At 63.5% G+C, this 15,562-nt stretch carries 18 protein-coding genes; 5 read left to right on the forward strand and 13 right to left on the reverse strand.

Annotated elements, in window-relative coordinates; genetic code table 11:
- Positions 1-90: 90 nt before the first annotated feature.
- From ACNQOP_RS16805 to ACNQOP_RS16855, 11 genes are all read right to left on the reverse strand, one after another.
- Complete coding sequence (locus ACNQOP_RS16805; RefSeq protein ID WP_416405199.1) at positions 91-636, reverse strand: hypothetical protein; 546 nt, start codon at positions 634-636, stop codon at positions 91-93.
- A 216-nt stretch (positions 637-852) separates the two neighbouring features.
- Entirely contained in the window at positions 853-1,155 is a 303-nt protein-coding gene (locus ACNQOP_RS16810; RefSeq protein WP_211712788.1) for a DUF4193 domain-containing protein, read from the reverse strand.
- A 131-nt stretch (positions 1,156-1,286) separates the two neighbouring features.
- Complete coding sequence (locus ACNQOP_RS16815; protein ID WP_416405200.1) at positions 1,287-1,499, reverse strand: hypothetical protein; 213 nt, start codon at positions 1,497-1,499, stop codon at positions 1,287-1,289.
- Between the two features lie 80 nt (positions 1,500-1,579).
- Complete coding sequence (gene lhgO / locus ACNQOP_RS16820; protein ID WP_416405201.1) at positions 1,580-2,785, reverse strand: L-2-hydroxyglutarate oxidase; 1,206 nt, start codon at positions 2,783-2,785, stop codon at positions 1,580-1,582.
- Positions 2,786-2,929: 144 nt separating this feature from the next.
- The gene (locus ACNQOP_RS16825; RefSeq protein WP_235518832.1) at positions 2,930-3,424 is read right to left on the reverse strand and encodes a DUF805 domain-containing protein; all 495 of its coding nucleotides are present in this window, start codon (positions 3,422-3,424) and stop codon (positions 2,930-2,932) included.
- Between the two features lie 348 nt (positions 3,425-3,772).
- A complete protein-coding gene (gene menE, locus ACNQOP_RS16830; protein WP_416405202.1) occupies positions 3,773-5,323 on the reverse strand; it encodes an o-succinylbenzoate--CoA ligase in 1,551 nt (516 codons plus the stop codon).
- Positions 5,324-5,334: 11 nt separating this feature from the next.
- A complete protein-coding gene (locus ACNQOP_RS16835; protein ID WP_349471969.1) occupies positions 5,335-6,660 on the reverse strand; it encodes an MFS transporter in 1,326 nt (441 codons plus the stop codon).
- Between the two features lie 41 nt (positions 6,661-6,701).
- Positions 6,702-7,157: a MaoC family dehydratase gene (locus ACNQOP_RS16840; RefSeq protein ID WP_235518828.1), complete on the reverse strand. Its 456-nt coding sequence runs from the start codon at positions 7,155-7,157 to the stop codon at positions 6,702-6,704.
- Between the two features lie 31 nt (positions 7,158-7,188).
- On the reverse strand, positions 7,189-8,385 hold the full coding sequence (locus ACNQOP_RS16845; protein WP_416405203.1) for an acyl-CoA dehydrogenase family protein: 1,197 nt from the start codon (positions 8,383-8,385) through the stop codon (positions 7,189-7,191).
- A gap of 1 nt (position 8,386) precedes the next feature.
- Positions 8,387-9,277 (reverse strand): amidohydrolase family protein, encoded by an 891-nt coding sequence (locus ACNQOP_RS16850; protein WP_416405204.1) that lies wholly within the window; start codon positions 9,275-9,277, stop codon positions 8,387-8,389.
- 2 nt (positions 9,278-9,279) lie between these two features.
- Positions 9,280-10,224: an SDR family NAD(P)-dependent oxidoreductase gene (locus tag ACNQOP_RS16855; RefSeq protein ID WP_416405205.1), complete on the reverse strand. Its 945-nt coding sequence runs from the start codon at positions 10,222-10,224 to the stop codon at positions 9,280-9,282.
- Between the two features lie 139 nt (positions 10,225-10,363).
- On the opposite strand from ACNQOP_RS16855, the gene ACNQOP_RS16860 reads away from it, so the two are divergent.
- The 3 genes from ACNQOP_RS16860 to ACNQOP_RS16870 all read left to right on the forward strand — a co-directional run bounded on the left by ACNQOP_RS16860 (position 10,364) and on the right by ACNQOP_RS16870 (position 11,907).
- A complete protein-coding gene (locus ACNQOP_RS16860; protein WP_211712778.1) occupies positions 10,364-10,822 on the forward strand; it encodes a MarR family winged helix-turn-helix transcriptional regulator in 459 nt (152 codons plus the stop codon).
- Between the two features lie 89 nt (positions 10,823-10,911).
- Positions 10,912-11,133 (forward strand): hypothetical protein, encoded by a 222-nt coding sequence (locus ACNQOP_RS16865; RefSeq protein ID WP_235518821.1) that lies wholly within the window; start codon positions 10,912-10,914, stop codon positions 11,131-11,133.
- Between the two features lie 42 nt (positions 11,134-11,175).
- Positions 11,176-11,907, forward strand: a complete 732-nt coding sequence (locus tag ACNQOP_RS16870) for a DUF72 domain-containing protein (RefSeq protein WP_416405206.1) — start codon at positions 11,176-11,178, stop codon at positions 11,905-11,907.
- Positions 11,908-11,922: 15 nt separating this feature from the next.
- Here the strand turns inward: ACNQOP_RS16870 and ACNQOP_RS16875 are convergent, their stop codons facing one another.
- Both ACNQOP_RS16875 and ACNQOP_RS16880 read right to left on the reverse strand, forming a co-directional pair.
- Positions 11,923-12,384 (reverse strand): GatB/YqeY domain-containing protein, encoded by a 462-nt coding sequence (locus ACNQOP_RS16875; protein WP_416405207.1) that lies wholly within the window; start codon positions 12,382-12,384, stop codon positions 11,923-11,925.
- A gap of 67 nt (positions 12,385-12,451) precedes the next feature.
- Complete coding sequence (locus ACNQOP_RS16880; RefSeq protein WP_416405208.1) at positions 12,452-13,732, reverse strand: NAD(P)/FAD-dependent oxidoreductase; 1,281 nt, start codon at positions 13,730-13,732, stop codon at positions 12,452-12,454.
- Positions 13,733-13,866: 134 nt separating this feature from the next.
- Here ACNQOP_RS16880 and ACNQOP_RS16885 point away from each other — a divergent pair, with 134 nt between their 5' ends.
- Together ACNQOP_RS16885 and ACNQOP_RS16890 are read left to right on the forward strand one after the other, a co-directional pair.
- Positions 13,867-14,643 (forward strand): histidine phosphatase family protein, encoded by a 777-nt coding sequence (locus ACNQOP_RS16885; RefSeq protein ID WP_416405209.1) that lies wholly within the window; start codon positions 13,867-13,869, stop codon positions 14,641-14,643.
- Entirely contained in the window at positions 14,627-15,550 is a 924-nt protein-coding gene (locus ACNQOP_RS16890) for an NAD(P)H-hydrate dehydratase (protein WP_416405210.1), read from the forward strand. The genes ACNQOP_RS16885 and ACNQOP_RS16890 overlap by 17 nt, the downstream gene beginning before the upstream one ends.
- Positions 15,551-15,562: the final 12 nt, after the last annotated feature.

The raw sequence follows: 15,562 nt of genomic DNA on the forward strand, positions 1-15,562 counted from the left end.
GCCGAGTTCGTGGGAAAGCGGCCAGCTCGCAGGGAAGTTTCCCGCGAACTGGCCGCTTTCCCACTTTATGGAGGGCCAAGGGCCGACCGATCACCAGTGGTGGGCGACATCCACTACCAGCCGGGACCCGCCGTCGGGCCCGTCCAAGGTGAGAACCCTGAACGGAAGCCGCGCACGGACCCCCAGCCCAATGCTCGTGGTTCCTTCGAAGCTGCCGGCGAAAACCACCTGCCGGAACGTCTGGTATCCCGAAACGTTGGACAGTTCCGCCTTGGCCGCGGGTTCATAGGTGGGCTGGCCGGCCTGGTTGTACGACGGCGCCGTCACAACCACCTGCAGGTCCGCGTCCCCCAGCACCGGGATGGGGAAGCCGGTCGGGTCCTGGGTCACCACCGGAACATACTGCACGGAGTAGCCGGCAACCTTCCCGGCCATATCGATCACCAGGCGATCGAAGCACGGCTGTTGGCCGGTGCGGACGCCTGTGACCTTGGCGGCGCTCATATCGGGATCGGCCTTGGCCAATGAACCCCACGAGATGCCGCAATACGTGGCGGCCAAGGCTGGTCCCGGCGCCATCAGACCGAGTCCGGCAATGGCCATGACGGCCGCCAAACCCGCTCCCAATTTCCTCATTTTTTGTGCCCCCTTCAGGCTACGTTGATACTTCAACATTAGGAGGGTGGGAGGGGCTTGGGGCGGGTTGTGGCCGCTTCGGCACGCAACCGTTAAAGGGTGCGCCGATTGGTTACGGGCGGGTCATGACAAGGTCCCGCGGGCCGTGTTTTCAGGCCGGAAACGGGGTCTCCGTACCTTGGTTCGTGATCGAAGGTAACGAGACCTCGGCGTTATCTAGCCTTCGCAGTCCTTGCAGTACTTCAGGCCGTTCTTTTCCAAAGCCACCTGCGAGCGGTGACGGACCAGGAAACAGGATCCACAGGTGAATTCGTCGGACTGCTCAGGGACCACAATGACGGTCAGCTCTTCACCCGAAAGATCAGCCCCGGGAAGGTCGATGCCTTCGGCCGTGTCGATGTCCTCAACGTCGATCACGGCGGTCTGGGCACCGCCGCCACGGGATGCCTGGAGGGCCTCAAGCGATTCAGCGGGAGACTCTTCTTCTGTCTTGCGCGGGGCGTCGTAATCAGTAGCCATTGGGTGTTCGCTTTCGTTGCTGCATAGTGCCCATTCCGGCACCTCAGTGATGCAGTTTAGGGCATGCTACCCGCAAATTACGAAAAGTGTGCCCAACGCAACAGTCCTTGGCTTTCCGATGCCCCCAAAGGCTAGATACCGGGCCTCGAAGCGTGGGATTGAATGGCCTGCGAACCGGCAACTGTGACCCCGCTGAGCGCCGGCAACCACGTCAGATCCGCGGCGTCGGATCCGGGGCTCCCCGACTCGGGCCCGGCGCAGTCCATCACGTAGGCGGCTTCAATGACGGAGCCCAGCTTGGCGAGCGCGGTGGCGGCCCAGCTTCCAAGAGTCGATGCGATCATGCCGCCACGCTATCCACCGTGTGGTCCGGAGCGGTTTCAGGTACGTCACGGGCTTGTTAACTGTCTGGCGCCTCCCGTGGTCACTCTGCCAGGGCCTGCTCCACGATGTACTCCGCGATGGCCATCGACGACGTCGCGCCCGGGGAAGGCGCGTTGCGCACCATCACCGTGTCCCGGCGTCGTGCAATGACAAAGTCGTCCACCAGCGAACCGTCACCGTTCATGGCCTGGGCACGCACTCCACGGGTACCCGGCAGGACGCTGGCCCCCTCGAGCGAGGGCACGAAGCGCATTGCCTCACGGATGAACTTCTTCCTGCTGATGACGGTCTGGAATTCCCGGGCAGCAGACGGCACGTTATGCCAGGCGAAATTCCAGAAGCCCGGAAAGAGTGCGTAATCCAGGACGTCCCGGACATTGACGTTTTTCCACGCGTAGGATTCACGACCAAAGGAGATAAATGCATTGGGACCCAGCATCATTTCGCCGTCTATGCGTTTGGTCAGGTGCACGCCCAGGAAAGGATGCTTCGGGTCCGGCACCGGATAAATCAGGCCACGCACCTTCTCCCGGGCTTCGCCCCCGAGAAGGAAGTATTGCCCGAAAAAGGGCACGATCCGCGGGGTTGGGGGCTCTCCGGTTGACTTGGCGAGGCGATCGGATTGGAGGCCGGCGCAAGTAACCACCAGGTCGTAATGTTCGTCACCGTCCTTCGTGGACACCGCAACGCCGCTCCCCTGCTGTTCCAGCGACGTCACCTCCGTCCCAAGGCGGATGGTCCCGCCCGCTGCGTGGACGTCGTCGGCGAGCGCCCGGGTGATGGCTGCGTAGTCGACAATCGCCGTTTTAGGCGAGTGCAAAGCAGAAAGCCCGACGGCGTTTGGCTCCACCTCGGGTATCTGGTCACCGCGCAGCATCCGCGCTCCGGGCACCCCGTTGGCCGTGGCGCGGGCGAGAATGTTGTCCAGGCGTTTGGACTCCTCCGGTGTCTGGGCAATGACCAGCTTGCCGCAGGCCTCGTAGGGAAGGCTCTTGGCGGCGCAGAATTCCTGGAGCAGCTCCACCCCACGGCGGCACAACCGCGCCTTCAACCCACCGGGTTCGTAGTAGAGGCCTGCATGGACCACCCCGGAGTTGTGCCCGGTCTGGTGGGCAGCCAGGTGGTCTTCCTTCTCATACACGGTGACCTGGACGTCGTCGAGGGTGTTGGTCAGTTCCCTGGCCACAGCGATGCCGATGATCCCGCCGCCAACCACTGCGGCGCGTTTGATGTTTCGCGTGGACATGGCACTCCTCGTCGTTGGGGTCGGTCCGTGTCAGTCACAGCATGTCATGTCCGGCGCATCGGAACTCGGAGGCGGGCACGCAAAAGGGGCGGCACACCGGGTGCCGCCCCTTTCATTGGAGCGTACTGCTTGGTGCTCGGCTGACTAGGCAGTCGGCTGGTCGAAACGCTGGCCGGCCGGGTTGGACGGCAGGAGCGCAAAGATGAGCAGTGCCAGGCCACCAAGGCCCGGGATCAGGCCGAGCAGGACGAGCCAGCCGCTGAAGTTGCCGTCGTGGAGACGGCGCACCAGCAGCGCGATGGACGGGATCAGGACAGCCAGGTAGAAAACGACAATCAGGATGAGGCCGACGACTGCGCCCGGCCCCGGAACGGAGGTGCCGTTGGCGCTGACGGTTGCGCCTGCGGCTCCGAGGATGCCGGTGAGGAGCTGCAAGACGAAACCGACGACGCCCAGGACCAGGGCGACCCACCAGTATTCACTGCGGCTGGCGCGGCCGTTGAAGGCGGTGTACTTCTTGAAGAAACGGTTGACTGCTGCGCCGATCGGGGCGCCGTAGTAGGGAGCCCACAGTGGCGGCTCGCCGCCTTGGGCGGCGTAGGGCTGGGTCTGCTGAGGTTGCTGCGGGTAAGAGCTCATTAGTATTTCCCCCGGGTAGGTTTGAGGCGCTCAGGTGATGAGTCGTGCCTTATCGTAATGCCCCGGGAGCCAATAAGGCAGTTTGATGGACAAAGTTAACCCGGATTTAGCCTGTTGACGGATTATTTCCCCCCAACCCTCACTCACAAACCACCCCCAACCCCCAAACCCTCACTCACAAACCACCCCCAACCCCCAAACCCTCACTCACAAACCACCCCCAACCCCCAAACCCTCACTCAGCATTCCGTGGGACGTGAGAGAGCGTCCCCACCAAACGGGCGGGACGTGAGAGAGCGTTCGGTTCAAACGGGCGGGACGTGAGAGAGCGTCCAGGGGTGGGGACCCCTATTGGGCGAACTGTTTCCGCAGGTCCATCTTGCGGATTTTCCCGCTGGCCGTCCGCGGCATCTCCTCGACGAAAACCACGGACTTGGGGATCTTGTACCGGGCCAGGCGCCCTTCCAGATGCGCCCGCAGTTGATCCTCCGTCAAGGTCCTCCCCTCACGCAGGGTGACGATGGCCCGGGGCACTTCGCCCCACTTTTCGTCGGCAATACCGATCACGGCCACGCTCCCCACCTCAGGCAGCTCCGCTATGGCAGCTTCCACCTCCGCCGGGTAGATGTTCTCGCCTCCGGAAATGATCATGTCCTTGAGGCGGTCCGAGACGAACAAGAAGCCCTCTTCGTCCTGGTGGCCCATGTCGCCCGAACGGAACCAGGAAGAGTCCGCGTAGCTGTCTGCGGTGGCCTCGGGCCGGTTCCAGTACTCCTTGATGACGTTGGGGCCGGAAATCTGGATCTCGCCGACAGCGCCGAGAGCAGCAACACCGCCCAGTGGATCAGCGATCCGCACATCCGTGAAGAAATGCGGCAACCCGGCGGATCCGGCTTTCTCCTTCGACCGGGACACCGGCAGCATCGTCGCCCCGGGCGCGGTTTCGGTCATGCCATAGCAACTGGTGAAGCCGATGCCGCGCTCCTCATACGCGTCCAGCACCCGCTGCGGAACGGCAGAACCGCCGCAGGTGAGCTTGTCCAGGGAGCTGAGGTCCGCCGTCGACCATTCCGGATGGTCGCAGAGCATCTGGAAGGTGGTGGGGACGCCGTTGAGCGTGGTGACTTTATGCTCGGCCACCAGTTCCAGTACCCGCCCGGCGTCGAATTTTGCTTCAAGAACCACGGTGGCGCCCTTGAGCAGCATCGGCAGCAAGCCCATGTCCAGCGACGCCACGTGGAACAGGGGCGAGATCATGAGGGCCACGTCGTTGCGGTTCAGGTCCATGTCCACCACGGTGTTGATGCAGTTCCAGGTGATGTTGCCGTGCGTCAACAGCGCACCTTTTGGCTTGCCCGTGGTGCCGGAGGTGTAAAGGATCATGGCGCCGTCGTCCAGGGTCACCGCCACATCCAAGGGCGTGTCGCCTGCCGCGTCAATCACGTCGCCGTAAAGCTCGACGCCGGATGGCAGCTCGTCAGCGGAACTGTCAGTGCCGTCGTCGGGCGCCACCACAAGACGGTGCGTTACCACTGTGTCTGTCACGGACGCGGACGCCACGACTTCCAAAGCGGAAGCGTTGACCAGGAGCCGCGCGCCGGAGTCTTGCAGTTGGAACTGCAGTTCCGGGGCAGCGAGCCGGGTGTTGAGCGGCACGAAGATGGCCCCGACCAGCCCGCAGGCAAAGAAGGTCTCCACGAACGATGGGTGGTTTTCGCCAAGGTAAGCCACCCCGTCCCCTTTGCCCACGCCGCGGGCGACAAGTGCATTGGCCAGGCGATCGGTGCGGGTAGAGAGTTCGTCGTAGCCCAGGATCCGGCTGCCGGAGACGAGGGCAGCTTTGGCCCCGGACTTTGCCCGGCGGCGGTGCAGCCAGGATCCAACTCCGTTGTTGTCCATGGTCCGTACTCCTAACTGACCGATGAAAGGTCGTTGTTCTTAGACTCCCGCGTGAGCAGGATGAAGACAATCGACACCAATGACATTGCCGAGAGGAAGACCACCACGGGGACGATGCTTTGCCCGGCATCCTTGTAGAGGCCAGCCACGATGCCCGGGGTGAAGCCGGCACCTATCAGGGTGGCCAGCTGGTAGCCGACCGCCGCACCGGTGTAGCGGTTGGTGGTGCCGAACTGCTCCGAAACAAACGCGGCAAGCGGCCCGTAGAGGGAAGAGTGCAGGATCAGGGCAACAGTGAAGGCCAGGAAGATCAGGGCGATGTTGCCCGAGCTCAGCATCCCGAACATGGGGAACAGGTACAGGATGAACAGGGCCAACCCGGTGACCATCACTGGACGTCGTCCGAAACGGTCGGACATTCGTCCTCCCAGGAGGACGAACAGAATGGAAATAGCCGAGGCTCCCGCGAAGGCATAGAGCACGCCTTGCTGGGGTGCGCCCTTGGAGACCGCGTAAGTGACGGAGAATGTGGGCAGCACTACCTGTAGTCCGAACCCGGCGGCACCGGCGAACATGATCATGATCAGGGCCTTGGGACGCCGCAGCACTTCCAGTAGCGGGATCTTGCGCTTGGTTCCTTGTGCGCTTTCCTTGGCCACCGCTTCAGCGAAGATGGGGCTTTCGGAGACCCGGAGCCGCACGAACATACCGACAATCAGGAGCACGAACGACAGCAGGAACGGCACACGCCACCCCCAGGCAAGGAAAGCATCCTGCGGAAGGGCGGAGAAGATGCCCATAACCACCGTTCCCAGCACGGCACCCGTCGGTGCACCGGCGTTGACGAACGACGCAGCGAACCCTCGCCGCTTGGGGTCTGAATGTTCCAGCGCCATCAGCGCGGCGCCGCCCCATTCACCCCCGACGGCGATGCCCTGGCAGACGCGCAGGACCACAAGGAGCACGGCACCCCAAGGACCAATGACGTTCGCTCCCGGGATCAGCCCGATCAGCGTGGAGGCAATGCCCATCATGGCCATCGAGACGATGAGCATCCCTTTTCGCCCGATGCGGTCGCCGAAGTGGCCAAAGATGATGCCACCCAATGGCCGGGCGACATAGCCGGCGGCGAAGGTGGCGTAAGCGGCGACCACGCCAACCCATTCGTCCGTGCCGGCAAAGAAGACTTTGGGGAAGGCAACGGCCGCGGCTGTTGCGTACAGCAGGAAGTCGTAGAACTCGATGGTGCTGCCCAGATAGCTGGACAAGATGACCGTGCGTGCTTCTTTGCGCTTTGCGGCCGTGCTCGATGTTGCGAGCGCAGTGTGTCCTGACATGGCTGTTCCTTGGGAGAGGAGGGATATTGCTGGTGGAGGGTTTATTTGTAGAAGCGTGCGAGGAATTCAGCTACGACGGCGGGGCGTTCCTGGCCTTCGATTTCGATGGTGGCGTTGACCTTGATCTGGGCGCCGCCCTTGACTTCGCTGACTTCGGCGATGGTGCCGTTCATGCGGACTTTGGAGCCCACCTTGACCGGTGAGGTGAAGCGGACTTTGTCCAGGCCGTAATTGACCTTGGTGGTGACCCCGTCCACGTCGAACAGCTCTCCCCAGAACGGGATGATCAGGGAAAGCGTGAGGAAACCATGCGCGATCGGGGCACCGAAGGGGCCGTCCTTGGCGCGTTCGGGGTCGGTGTGGATCCATTGCTGGTCGTCCGTGGCGTCGGCGAAGAGGTTGATCTGCTGCTGGGTGATTTCACGGTAATCAGTGGTGCCGAGGTCCTTGCCGGACATGGTGAGCAGGGTGTCGAAATCGACGACGAGATTGGGCATCTTTGCCTCCTGTGTTGTTGTTTGAAGAGATTCAGCGGGTGAAGGCACTCTCGCCCGTGAGGGCGCGGCCGATGATGAGGGCGTTGATTTCGTGGGTGCCCTCGTAGGAATAGACAGCTTCTGCGTCGGCGTGGAAACGCGCGACGTCGGCGGCGAGCGTAATGCCGTTGCCGCCCACCACTTCGCGGGCCAGGGCGACGGTTTCGCGCATCAGAAGGCTGGTCTGCATTTTGGCGAGCGCCGAGTCCTGGTCCCGCACGATCCCTGCGCTCTGCTGTTCGGTTAGACGCACCACGAGCGACAAGCTCGCAGTGAGGTTGCCGAGCATTCGGGCCAGCTTCTCCTGCACCAGTTGGAAGGAACCGATCGACCGGCCGAACTGTTGGCGTTCCTTGACGTACGCCAGTGCGGCTTCGAACGCTCCGGCCTGTATCCCGGTGGCGATCCAGGCAACGTCCGAGCGCATGGCGCGCAGCATCGCCGCAACGTCCTTGAAGGAGTTCACGTTGCGAAGGCGCATGGCTTCCGGGACGCGGACACCGTCCAGGGTAATGTGCGCATTCTGCATCATCCGCAGGGACGTCTTGCCCGTGATCTTCTCCAGGCTGACGCCGGCGGCGGTTCGGTCCACGAGGAAGGCCTTGACCTGTCCATCGGCGACATCCCGGGCGAACACACACAGCACATCCGCAGTTGAGGCGCCCCCAATCCAACGTTTGGCACCGTCCAGAACCCATGTTCCGCCGTCGGAATCTTCTTCAAACCGGGCGGTGGTGGCCAGTCCGCCGGCAATGTCCGAGCCGTGTTCCGGCTCGGTCAGGGAGAAGACACCCTTGAGTGAAAAATCCACAACCTGCGGCATCCACTCTTTCTGTTGTTCCTCCGACGCGCCCACCCGGATCGCCGTCCGGAACAACCCGGCCTGCGCGGTGTACCAGGTGGCCAGGGAAGCATCGGTCCGTGCGAGTTCGAAGATCCGGAACCCCTGGTAGATGCCCCGGGCTGGAGCGTCGAAGGGTTCCATCAGGTCAAGATCGATCAGCGGTTGGGCCAATTGCTGCGGGAACTCCCCCCGCTCCCAGTACTCGGCCAGGAGCGGCTTGGCCTCGGCGTCCAGGAAGCCGCGAAGCCGGGCCAACACCTCCCGCTCTTCAGTAGCGAGGAGCGCTTCGGCGTCGTACCAGTCCCCTACTGCGTAGAGCCGTTGTTCCAATGCGGTGGTGGACATCTCAACCACCGAGCCCTAGCAACCGGACGGCATTGTCCTTGAGGATTTTCGGCCGGACCTCGTCCTTCAACGGCAGGTCCGCGAACGCGCCCAGCCATTTCTGTGGAGTGATCAGCGGGAAGTCCGTGCCGAACAACACCTTGTCCTGCAGCACACTGTTGGAGAGCCGGACCAGGGATTCCGGGAAGTACTTCGGCGACCAGCCGGACAAATCGATGAAGACGTTGGACTTGTGCGTCGCGATCGAGTTCGCCTCGTCCTGCCACGGCACCGAGGGGTGGGCCATGATGATCTGCAGCCCCGGGAAATCCGCAGCGACAGCATCGAGCAACAACGGGTTGGAATAGGCCAGCTTGATCCCGAACCCGCCGGGCAGCCCGGCACCCATGCCGTTCTGGCCCGTGTGGAAGACGCACGGCAGGCCCAGTTCCTGGAGCGTCTCCCAAAGCGGGTAGAACTGCTCGTTCGACGGATCGAAGCCCTGCAAGGACGGGTGGAACTTGAAGCCACGGGCGCCGAGCTCAACAGCCTGGTGCTTGGCACCGGCGATTGCGTCCTCCCCCGTGCGCGGGTCCACGCTGCCGAAGGGAATCAGCACGTCGTTGTTCCGCGCTGCGCCCTCGATGAGTTCCGGGATGCTGTTGGGCTCATGCTTGAGTTGGGTCCGTGCATCGACAGTAAAGACGACGGCGGCCATGTTCAGTTCGCGGTACACCTCGGCGATCCTGTCCAGCGACGGGGTCCGGTCCTCCGCTTTGAAGTACTTGGCCGAGGCCTCCGTGAGCGCATCAGGGAGCGATCCGTGGCCGCAGCTGTCCACTTCGAGGTGGACGTGCATGTCGATCGCATCCAAGGCAGCCGCGTCGATGCCCAGTTCGTAACGGGTGGCCATGATCAGCGGGCCTCAGCCTTGGCCGGTTCGGGCTGCAGTTCCTCGGGCAGCGGCAGGAATTCCTCGCCGTAGCCCTGCAGGTTTTCCTTGCCGAAGAGCGTGCCGGCGCTCTCCTGTAGTGCGTCGTAGCTCCAGCCGCCCTCGCGGTATTCGGTGCTGGCAGCGGTCGGGTGGGTCCAGACCTGCAGCCGGTCACCGCCGGCGCCGATCGCCTGGCCGGTAATCCCGGCAGCTTCGTCGGAGGCGAGGAAGGCAATCAGCCCGGCGACGTCGTCGGCCGTTCCGAAACCGAGGTCGTGGCGGAAGAAGGACGGCATGGCCTCGCCACGCTCGTCGGCTTCCACGGCCTTCTGGAAGTACGGGACCGTCTTGGTCATCGCGGTGGCGGCCACCGGGATCACGGAATTGACCGTCACGCCGGCCCTCTTCATCTCCAACGCCCAGGTCCGGACCATGCCTACGATTCCGGCCTTGGCGGCGGCGTAGTTGGTCTGTCCGAAGTTGCCGCGCTGGCCCGTGGGCGATCCGATGGTGATGATACGGCCCGCGATGTTGTTTTCCTTAAAGTACGCAAACGCTTCACGGACGCAGGTGAACGTGCCTTTCAGGTGCACGTTGATGACCAGGTCGAAATCCTCGTCGGTCATCTTCAGCAGGCTCTTGTCCCGCAGGATGCCGGCGTTGGTGACCAGGATGTCCAACCGCCCGAACGTATCGACTGCGCCCGCCACCAGCGCTTTGGCGGCGTCTGTGGTTCCCACGGGGACCACGACGGCGGTGGCCCGGCCGCCGTCGGCCTCAATCTGCGCGACTGCTTGCGCTGCGGTCTCGGCGTTCACGTCATTGATCACGACGGCGGCACCTTGGCGGGCGAGCTCCCTCGCGTAAGCGAGTCCAAGACCCTGTCCGCTCCCGGTGACGATTGCAACCTTGCCGTTCAAGCTCATGGCGTGCTCCTTCGCATGCAGTAACCGGCCGGAGCCGGTGGGGCCGATCCCACTGCGGCGTGAGATCCTTGTCATGATCAATGAGAATACGGATCATTTAAAAAGTCAACGATTGTTTTTCATTACTATTGGAGTTGTCATGGGACCGCAAAGCACCGAAGTGGAAACCCCGCGCCTGGCCGCCGCCAAAATCGGCAACGATGTGGGCCTGCTGCTGGCCAAGCTCCACGCCACCGGTTCCCTCCTGAACAACAAGGCGCTGGCGGACTACGGCCTTCGGGAACGGTCGTTTTCCGTGCTGACACTCGCCTGCAGCGGACTGGAACCTACCCAGCGCGAGCTGGCCGATTTCCTCAGCCTGGATCCCAGCCAGGTTGTCAGCCTGGTTGACGACCTGGAACACCGAGGCCTGGTCAAACGCGCCCAGGGTAAGCAGGACCGACGCGCAAAGATCATCGTTTCCACCGCCGAGGGCCGCCGGATCCACAACAAGGCCCGGGCGGCACTTGAAGTGTGCGAACAGACGCAACTTGAGGGACTGAGCGAGGACGAGAACCTGCAGCTCAGGGCGCTGCTCAAGAAGGCGCTGTGGGGGTAGGCCTGCATGGACATCTGCACAGCGCCCACATAGGACGATATGCAACTGTCCATTTCGGGGGTTCCGTGGTTGTGTCAGGATCAGGAATCATGAACTTCCCGCTCTTTCACGATCCCTTCCAGGGCGCCGTCGCTGTTGACGCGCAGCCCGTTCGGGACCCCCAAATTCGCCGCCAATCGCACAACTCCAGCCGCGCGGAGCGTCCGGCAGTCCACGGATCAAAGCCGATCCGCAGTGCCCGCCAACGTGAGGTCGCCAAAGTCGCAGAGGACCTCCGGGCCCTCATGGCCAGTACCGCAGCGAAGCAGTAGCGGCTCGCGTTAGCAGGCATCCGACGCGGGTACATTTCCAGCATGGGTATCCACATAGGTACATCCGGCTGGAGTTATGACCATTGGGAGAACGTTCTCTATCCGCCCGGCCTTCCGACTGCCAAGCGTTTAGCTCACTACGTGGCGCGGTTCAACACCGTGGAACTGAATGCCAGCTTCTACCGTTGGCCCCGCGACACCTCGTTTGCCAGCTGGCGGAACCGGCTGCCTCCCGGTTTTGCCATGTCGGTCAAGGCCCCGCGAGGCCTCACGCACGCCAAGAAACTGTACAGCCCGGAAGTCTGGGTGGAGCGGATAGAGCGCTGCTGGCACGAACTGGGCGACAAGAGGGCCGTGCTGCTGGTCCAACTCCCGCCCGGTTTCGCCCGTGACGACGCCCGGCTCGACTACTTCCTGGCCGCCCTGCCCCACTGGATCCGCGTCGCCGTCGAATTCCGGCACGACAGCTGGGACCACCCCGAGGTGTATGCGCTGCTGGAACGCCATGAGGCCGCGTACTGCATCATGAGCGGAGCCAACCTCCCCTGCATACTCCGGGCCACTGCGCCGTTCGTCTATCTGCGGCTGCACGGCCCGGACCACCAGCATCTCTACGGTGGCTCGTACTCCGATGACGACCTCCGGTGGTGGGCCGACCGGATCCGGGAGTGGGGCGACGCCGGCAAGGACGTGTACGCCTACTTCAACAACGACGGCGGTGGTAACGCCGTGCGGAACGCTGAAACTTTGCGGTGGCTGCTTGAGGCGGGATGACGCTCGCTTCCGCTGCTAGCCCAGGCGGCCGCGCACGATCTCGCTGACGGTTTTACCGTCGAAGCGTCCTGCCACCTTGGCGGTAACGGGCTTCATCACGGCTCCGATGGACCGCATGGAAAGCTCCTGGCCGTCCGCTTTCAGGTCAGCAATGGCCTCATCGACGATTGTTTCCACCTCTTCGCGGGTGAGGGCCTGAGGCAGGTAGGCCTCGATGATCTCCGCTTCAGCCACCTCTGCAGCGGCACGGTCGGTTTCGCCGGCCTCAGTGTAGATGCGGGCGGTGTCGCGGCGCTTGGCAGCTTCCTTCTGCAGCAGCGAGGTGACCTGGGCGTCGTCGAGCTCCACCGGCGTTTTGCCGGACTTCTCGCGGGTGGTGATTTCGCCCAGGACGTTGCGCACGGTGGTAAGCGCGACCTTGTTGCCGGCCTTCATGTGGTCCACGACGTCGGCCTTCAAGCGTTCTTTGAGTGACATGATGCTCCTTGTTTGGGTGTCCTCCTGCTATCTTCCCAGTTCGGCGCCCAGCGGTGCACTCAGGTGTTCAGGCAGTCCCGGGTGGAGCCTGCTCAGGTGGGTCCTTCTCGACCGGTCCGCTCACCACAACCTGGGCCGGGCTATGCAGCAGGTAGCCGTTGAGCCAGGAGAACAACGCACGCGCCTTCTGCTGGAGTCCGGACAGCAGGGCGAGGTGCACCAGCAGCCAGGACAGGAAAGCGAAAGGCCCCTGCAACTGGTGGCGTTTGCGTCCGAGCTCGGCCACGGCCGCGCCGCGGCCCACCATCGCCATATACCCCTTGTCGAAGTAACTGAAGGGCTTTCGCGTGCCTCCCTGCAGGTCAGCGACGATGTTGTTGGCCGCCCACTTGCCCGCTTGTTGGGCGACGGATCCCAATTGGGGCAGCTTGGCTCCGGTGGAATCGGTGATGTTGGCGGCATCCCCCAGGACATAGACCCCGTCAACGTCGGGCGCGGTCAGGTCGGGATTAACATCGATGCGCCCTCCCCTCCCCTGGGTGAGGCCGGAGTTGGCGATCAGGTCCCCGGCTTTCAGGCCGCCGGCCCACACAACAATCTGTGCAGGCACGGTGCTGCCGTCCGCCAACGTCACACCATCCTTGCGAACTTCAGTGACCCCGACGCCCATGTGCAACTGGACCCCGATCTTGGCCAGGTGTTCCGTGGCGTAGCTTTGGGATTTGGTGGAGAACATGTTCAGGACACTCGGAACCATGTCCACCAAATGCACTTTGCACCGCGCAGCAAGGCCTGGCGAGAAGTACTTGCTGACAACGTATTTGACGTTCTCTGCCATGGCCCCGGCGGTCTCTACCCCGGTAGGGCCACCGCCCACCACTACAACGTCCACGGATCCGTCGGGGCTCCTGTCGGCCTGGTCCAGTAACCGGGTGAGGCCTGTACCGAGTCGGGTGGCATCGGTGACCGAGTACAAGGGATATGCGAACTCCTCCGCGCCGGGCGTATTGAAGAAGTTGGGGACGGCTCCGACGGCGATGACCAGGACCTCTGCGCGCAGGGTTCGGCCCTCCGCTGTGGTGACGGACCGCTCTGCCGCATCCACGGATTCCACCTTTGCTGTCAGGACCCGGACGGACTTGAAGCGTCGGAAGACCGAGCGGAGGGGCCGGGCAATGGCCGAGACTCCGATTTGCGAGGTCGCCAGCTGGTAAAGGAGCGGCTGGAACTGGTGGTAGTTGTTCGAATCGATGAGCAGGACGCGAATGCCCTTTCGGCCAAGCTCCTTGGCTGCTGCAACGCCTGCGAATCCGGCACCGACCACAATGACTTGGTATGAGTCCTCCATGCGAGCAACTTACTTCACAGGTGGCCCATGCGACAGGGGTCGACGGCGGACACCTCACGTTTAGTCTCTGGTCCGGTGGGTACGCAGTGGGTAGGGTTCTGAATTCGGCAAAGCACGCGGAAAGGTGATCTTTAGTGAAAGAGGACGGACTGACAGACGCTGTGCAGGAGGCCGGGGCTGTTGAGTTGCTGCTGATAAGGCACGGTGAGAGCGAAGGCAACGTGGCCGCAACCGAGGCGCACCTGGCCGGAGCGGAAATCATTGATGTACCTGCGAGGGACCCCGATGTGAACCTGTCCGGGACCGGGCAAGAGCAGGCCAAAGCCCTGGGTACGGCGTTGGCCAGGATCGCAGAGGAGCTGCGGCCCGATGCCGTGGTGTCCTCCCCCTACGCACGCGCCCGGCAGACAGCGGAAATTGCGGTCGAAACGGCGGGTTGGCCCGTGAAAGTGCTCACGGACGAGCGCCTGCGTGACCGTGAACTGGGAATCCTGGACAGGCTGACACGTCGTGGAGTGGAGAGCCGGTACCCGGATGAGGCCGAGCGGCGGCTCTGGCTCGGCAAGCTGTACTACCGGCCGCCGGGCGGCGAATCGTGGGCGGACGTTGCCCTGCGGCTGCGCTCGGTCTTAGACGAACTCAACACCCTCGCGGCAGGCCACCGGGTGATGTTGGTCTGCCATGACGCCGTGATCCTGCTGATCCGCTACGTCTTGGAGGGCATGTCCGAGGACGAAATCCTGGACCTTGCGGCGAGTACATCGGTACTCAATGCCTCGATCACACGCTATGTCCGTCCCAGTGGTGCGGGCCGTTGGGAATTGGAAAGCTTTAACGTGGCCGACCACCTGGCCGAGCAAGGCGTGACGGTCACAGAGCACTCCGGAGACGCCAGTGTCCACCCACAATGACCACAAAGAGCCCACTCTGGTAACCCCCTCCCTGCTGCGTGACTGGCCATTGCCGGCACCGGGCGACAGCAAGTATTCACGGGGAGCAGTGCTGGTCATAGGTGGGGCACGTGCCACCCCGGGCGCGGCTCTGCTTGCCGGCACCGCCGCCCTTCGCGCGGGTGCAGGAAAAATATCGTTGGCGGTCGCTGAATCCGTGGCTGTGCAGGTGGGCGTTGCTTTCCCGGAGTGCGGGGCGCTGGGCCTGTCGGAAACAGATGACGGATCCTTGACCGGTGAAGGCCTGGACCGGATATCTTCCTATCTGGACGGTTCGGACGCGGTTCTGATCGGTCCTGGCCTGGACGATCTCGAGCTGGCTGAGACGATGCTGCGGGCGCTGCTGGAGCGGGAGGAACTTAGCGGTGACCCGGACGGCGACGGCGGCCCCGCCGTCGTTCTTGACGCTTATGCGCTGGGGGCGCTGACCAAGCTCGAAGACCACATCGGGCCGTGGCGTGGCCGGCTGATCCTCACACCCAATCCCACGGAAGCCGGGATCCTGCTGGGCCGGGACGTGGACACTCTGGAAGGGGCCATTGTGGAGATCGCCCAACGCTTTGACGCCGTGGTCAGCTGCCAGGGCTACATTGCGGGTCCATCCACCCCGGACGCGGACACGCCCGGACTCTGGAAAATCACCACAGGCTACGGCGGGTTGGGGACATCGGGCAGCGGGGACGTCCTTGCCGGTGCCATTACCGGGTTGCGGGCCCGCGGAACCAGCGACGCTCAGGCTGCGTGCTGGGGCACGCACCTCCACGCGGCTGCGGCCGATCGCCTGGCCAGCAAGCTCGGTCCCTTGGGCTTCCTGGCCCGCGAGCTCAGCGACCAACTCCCTGCCCTCATGCTGGAGCTGAACACCTGACGCCGGTCCCGC

The organism is Arthrobacter sp. LFS091, assembly GCF_047977885.1.
Taxonomy (GTDB): domain Bacteria; phylum Actinomycetota; class Actinomycetes; order Actinomycetales; family Micrococcaceae; genus Arthrobacter.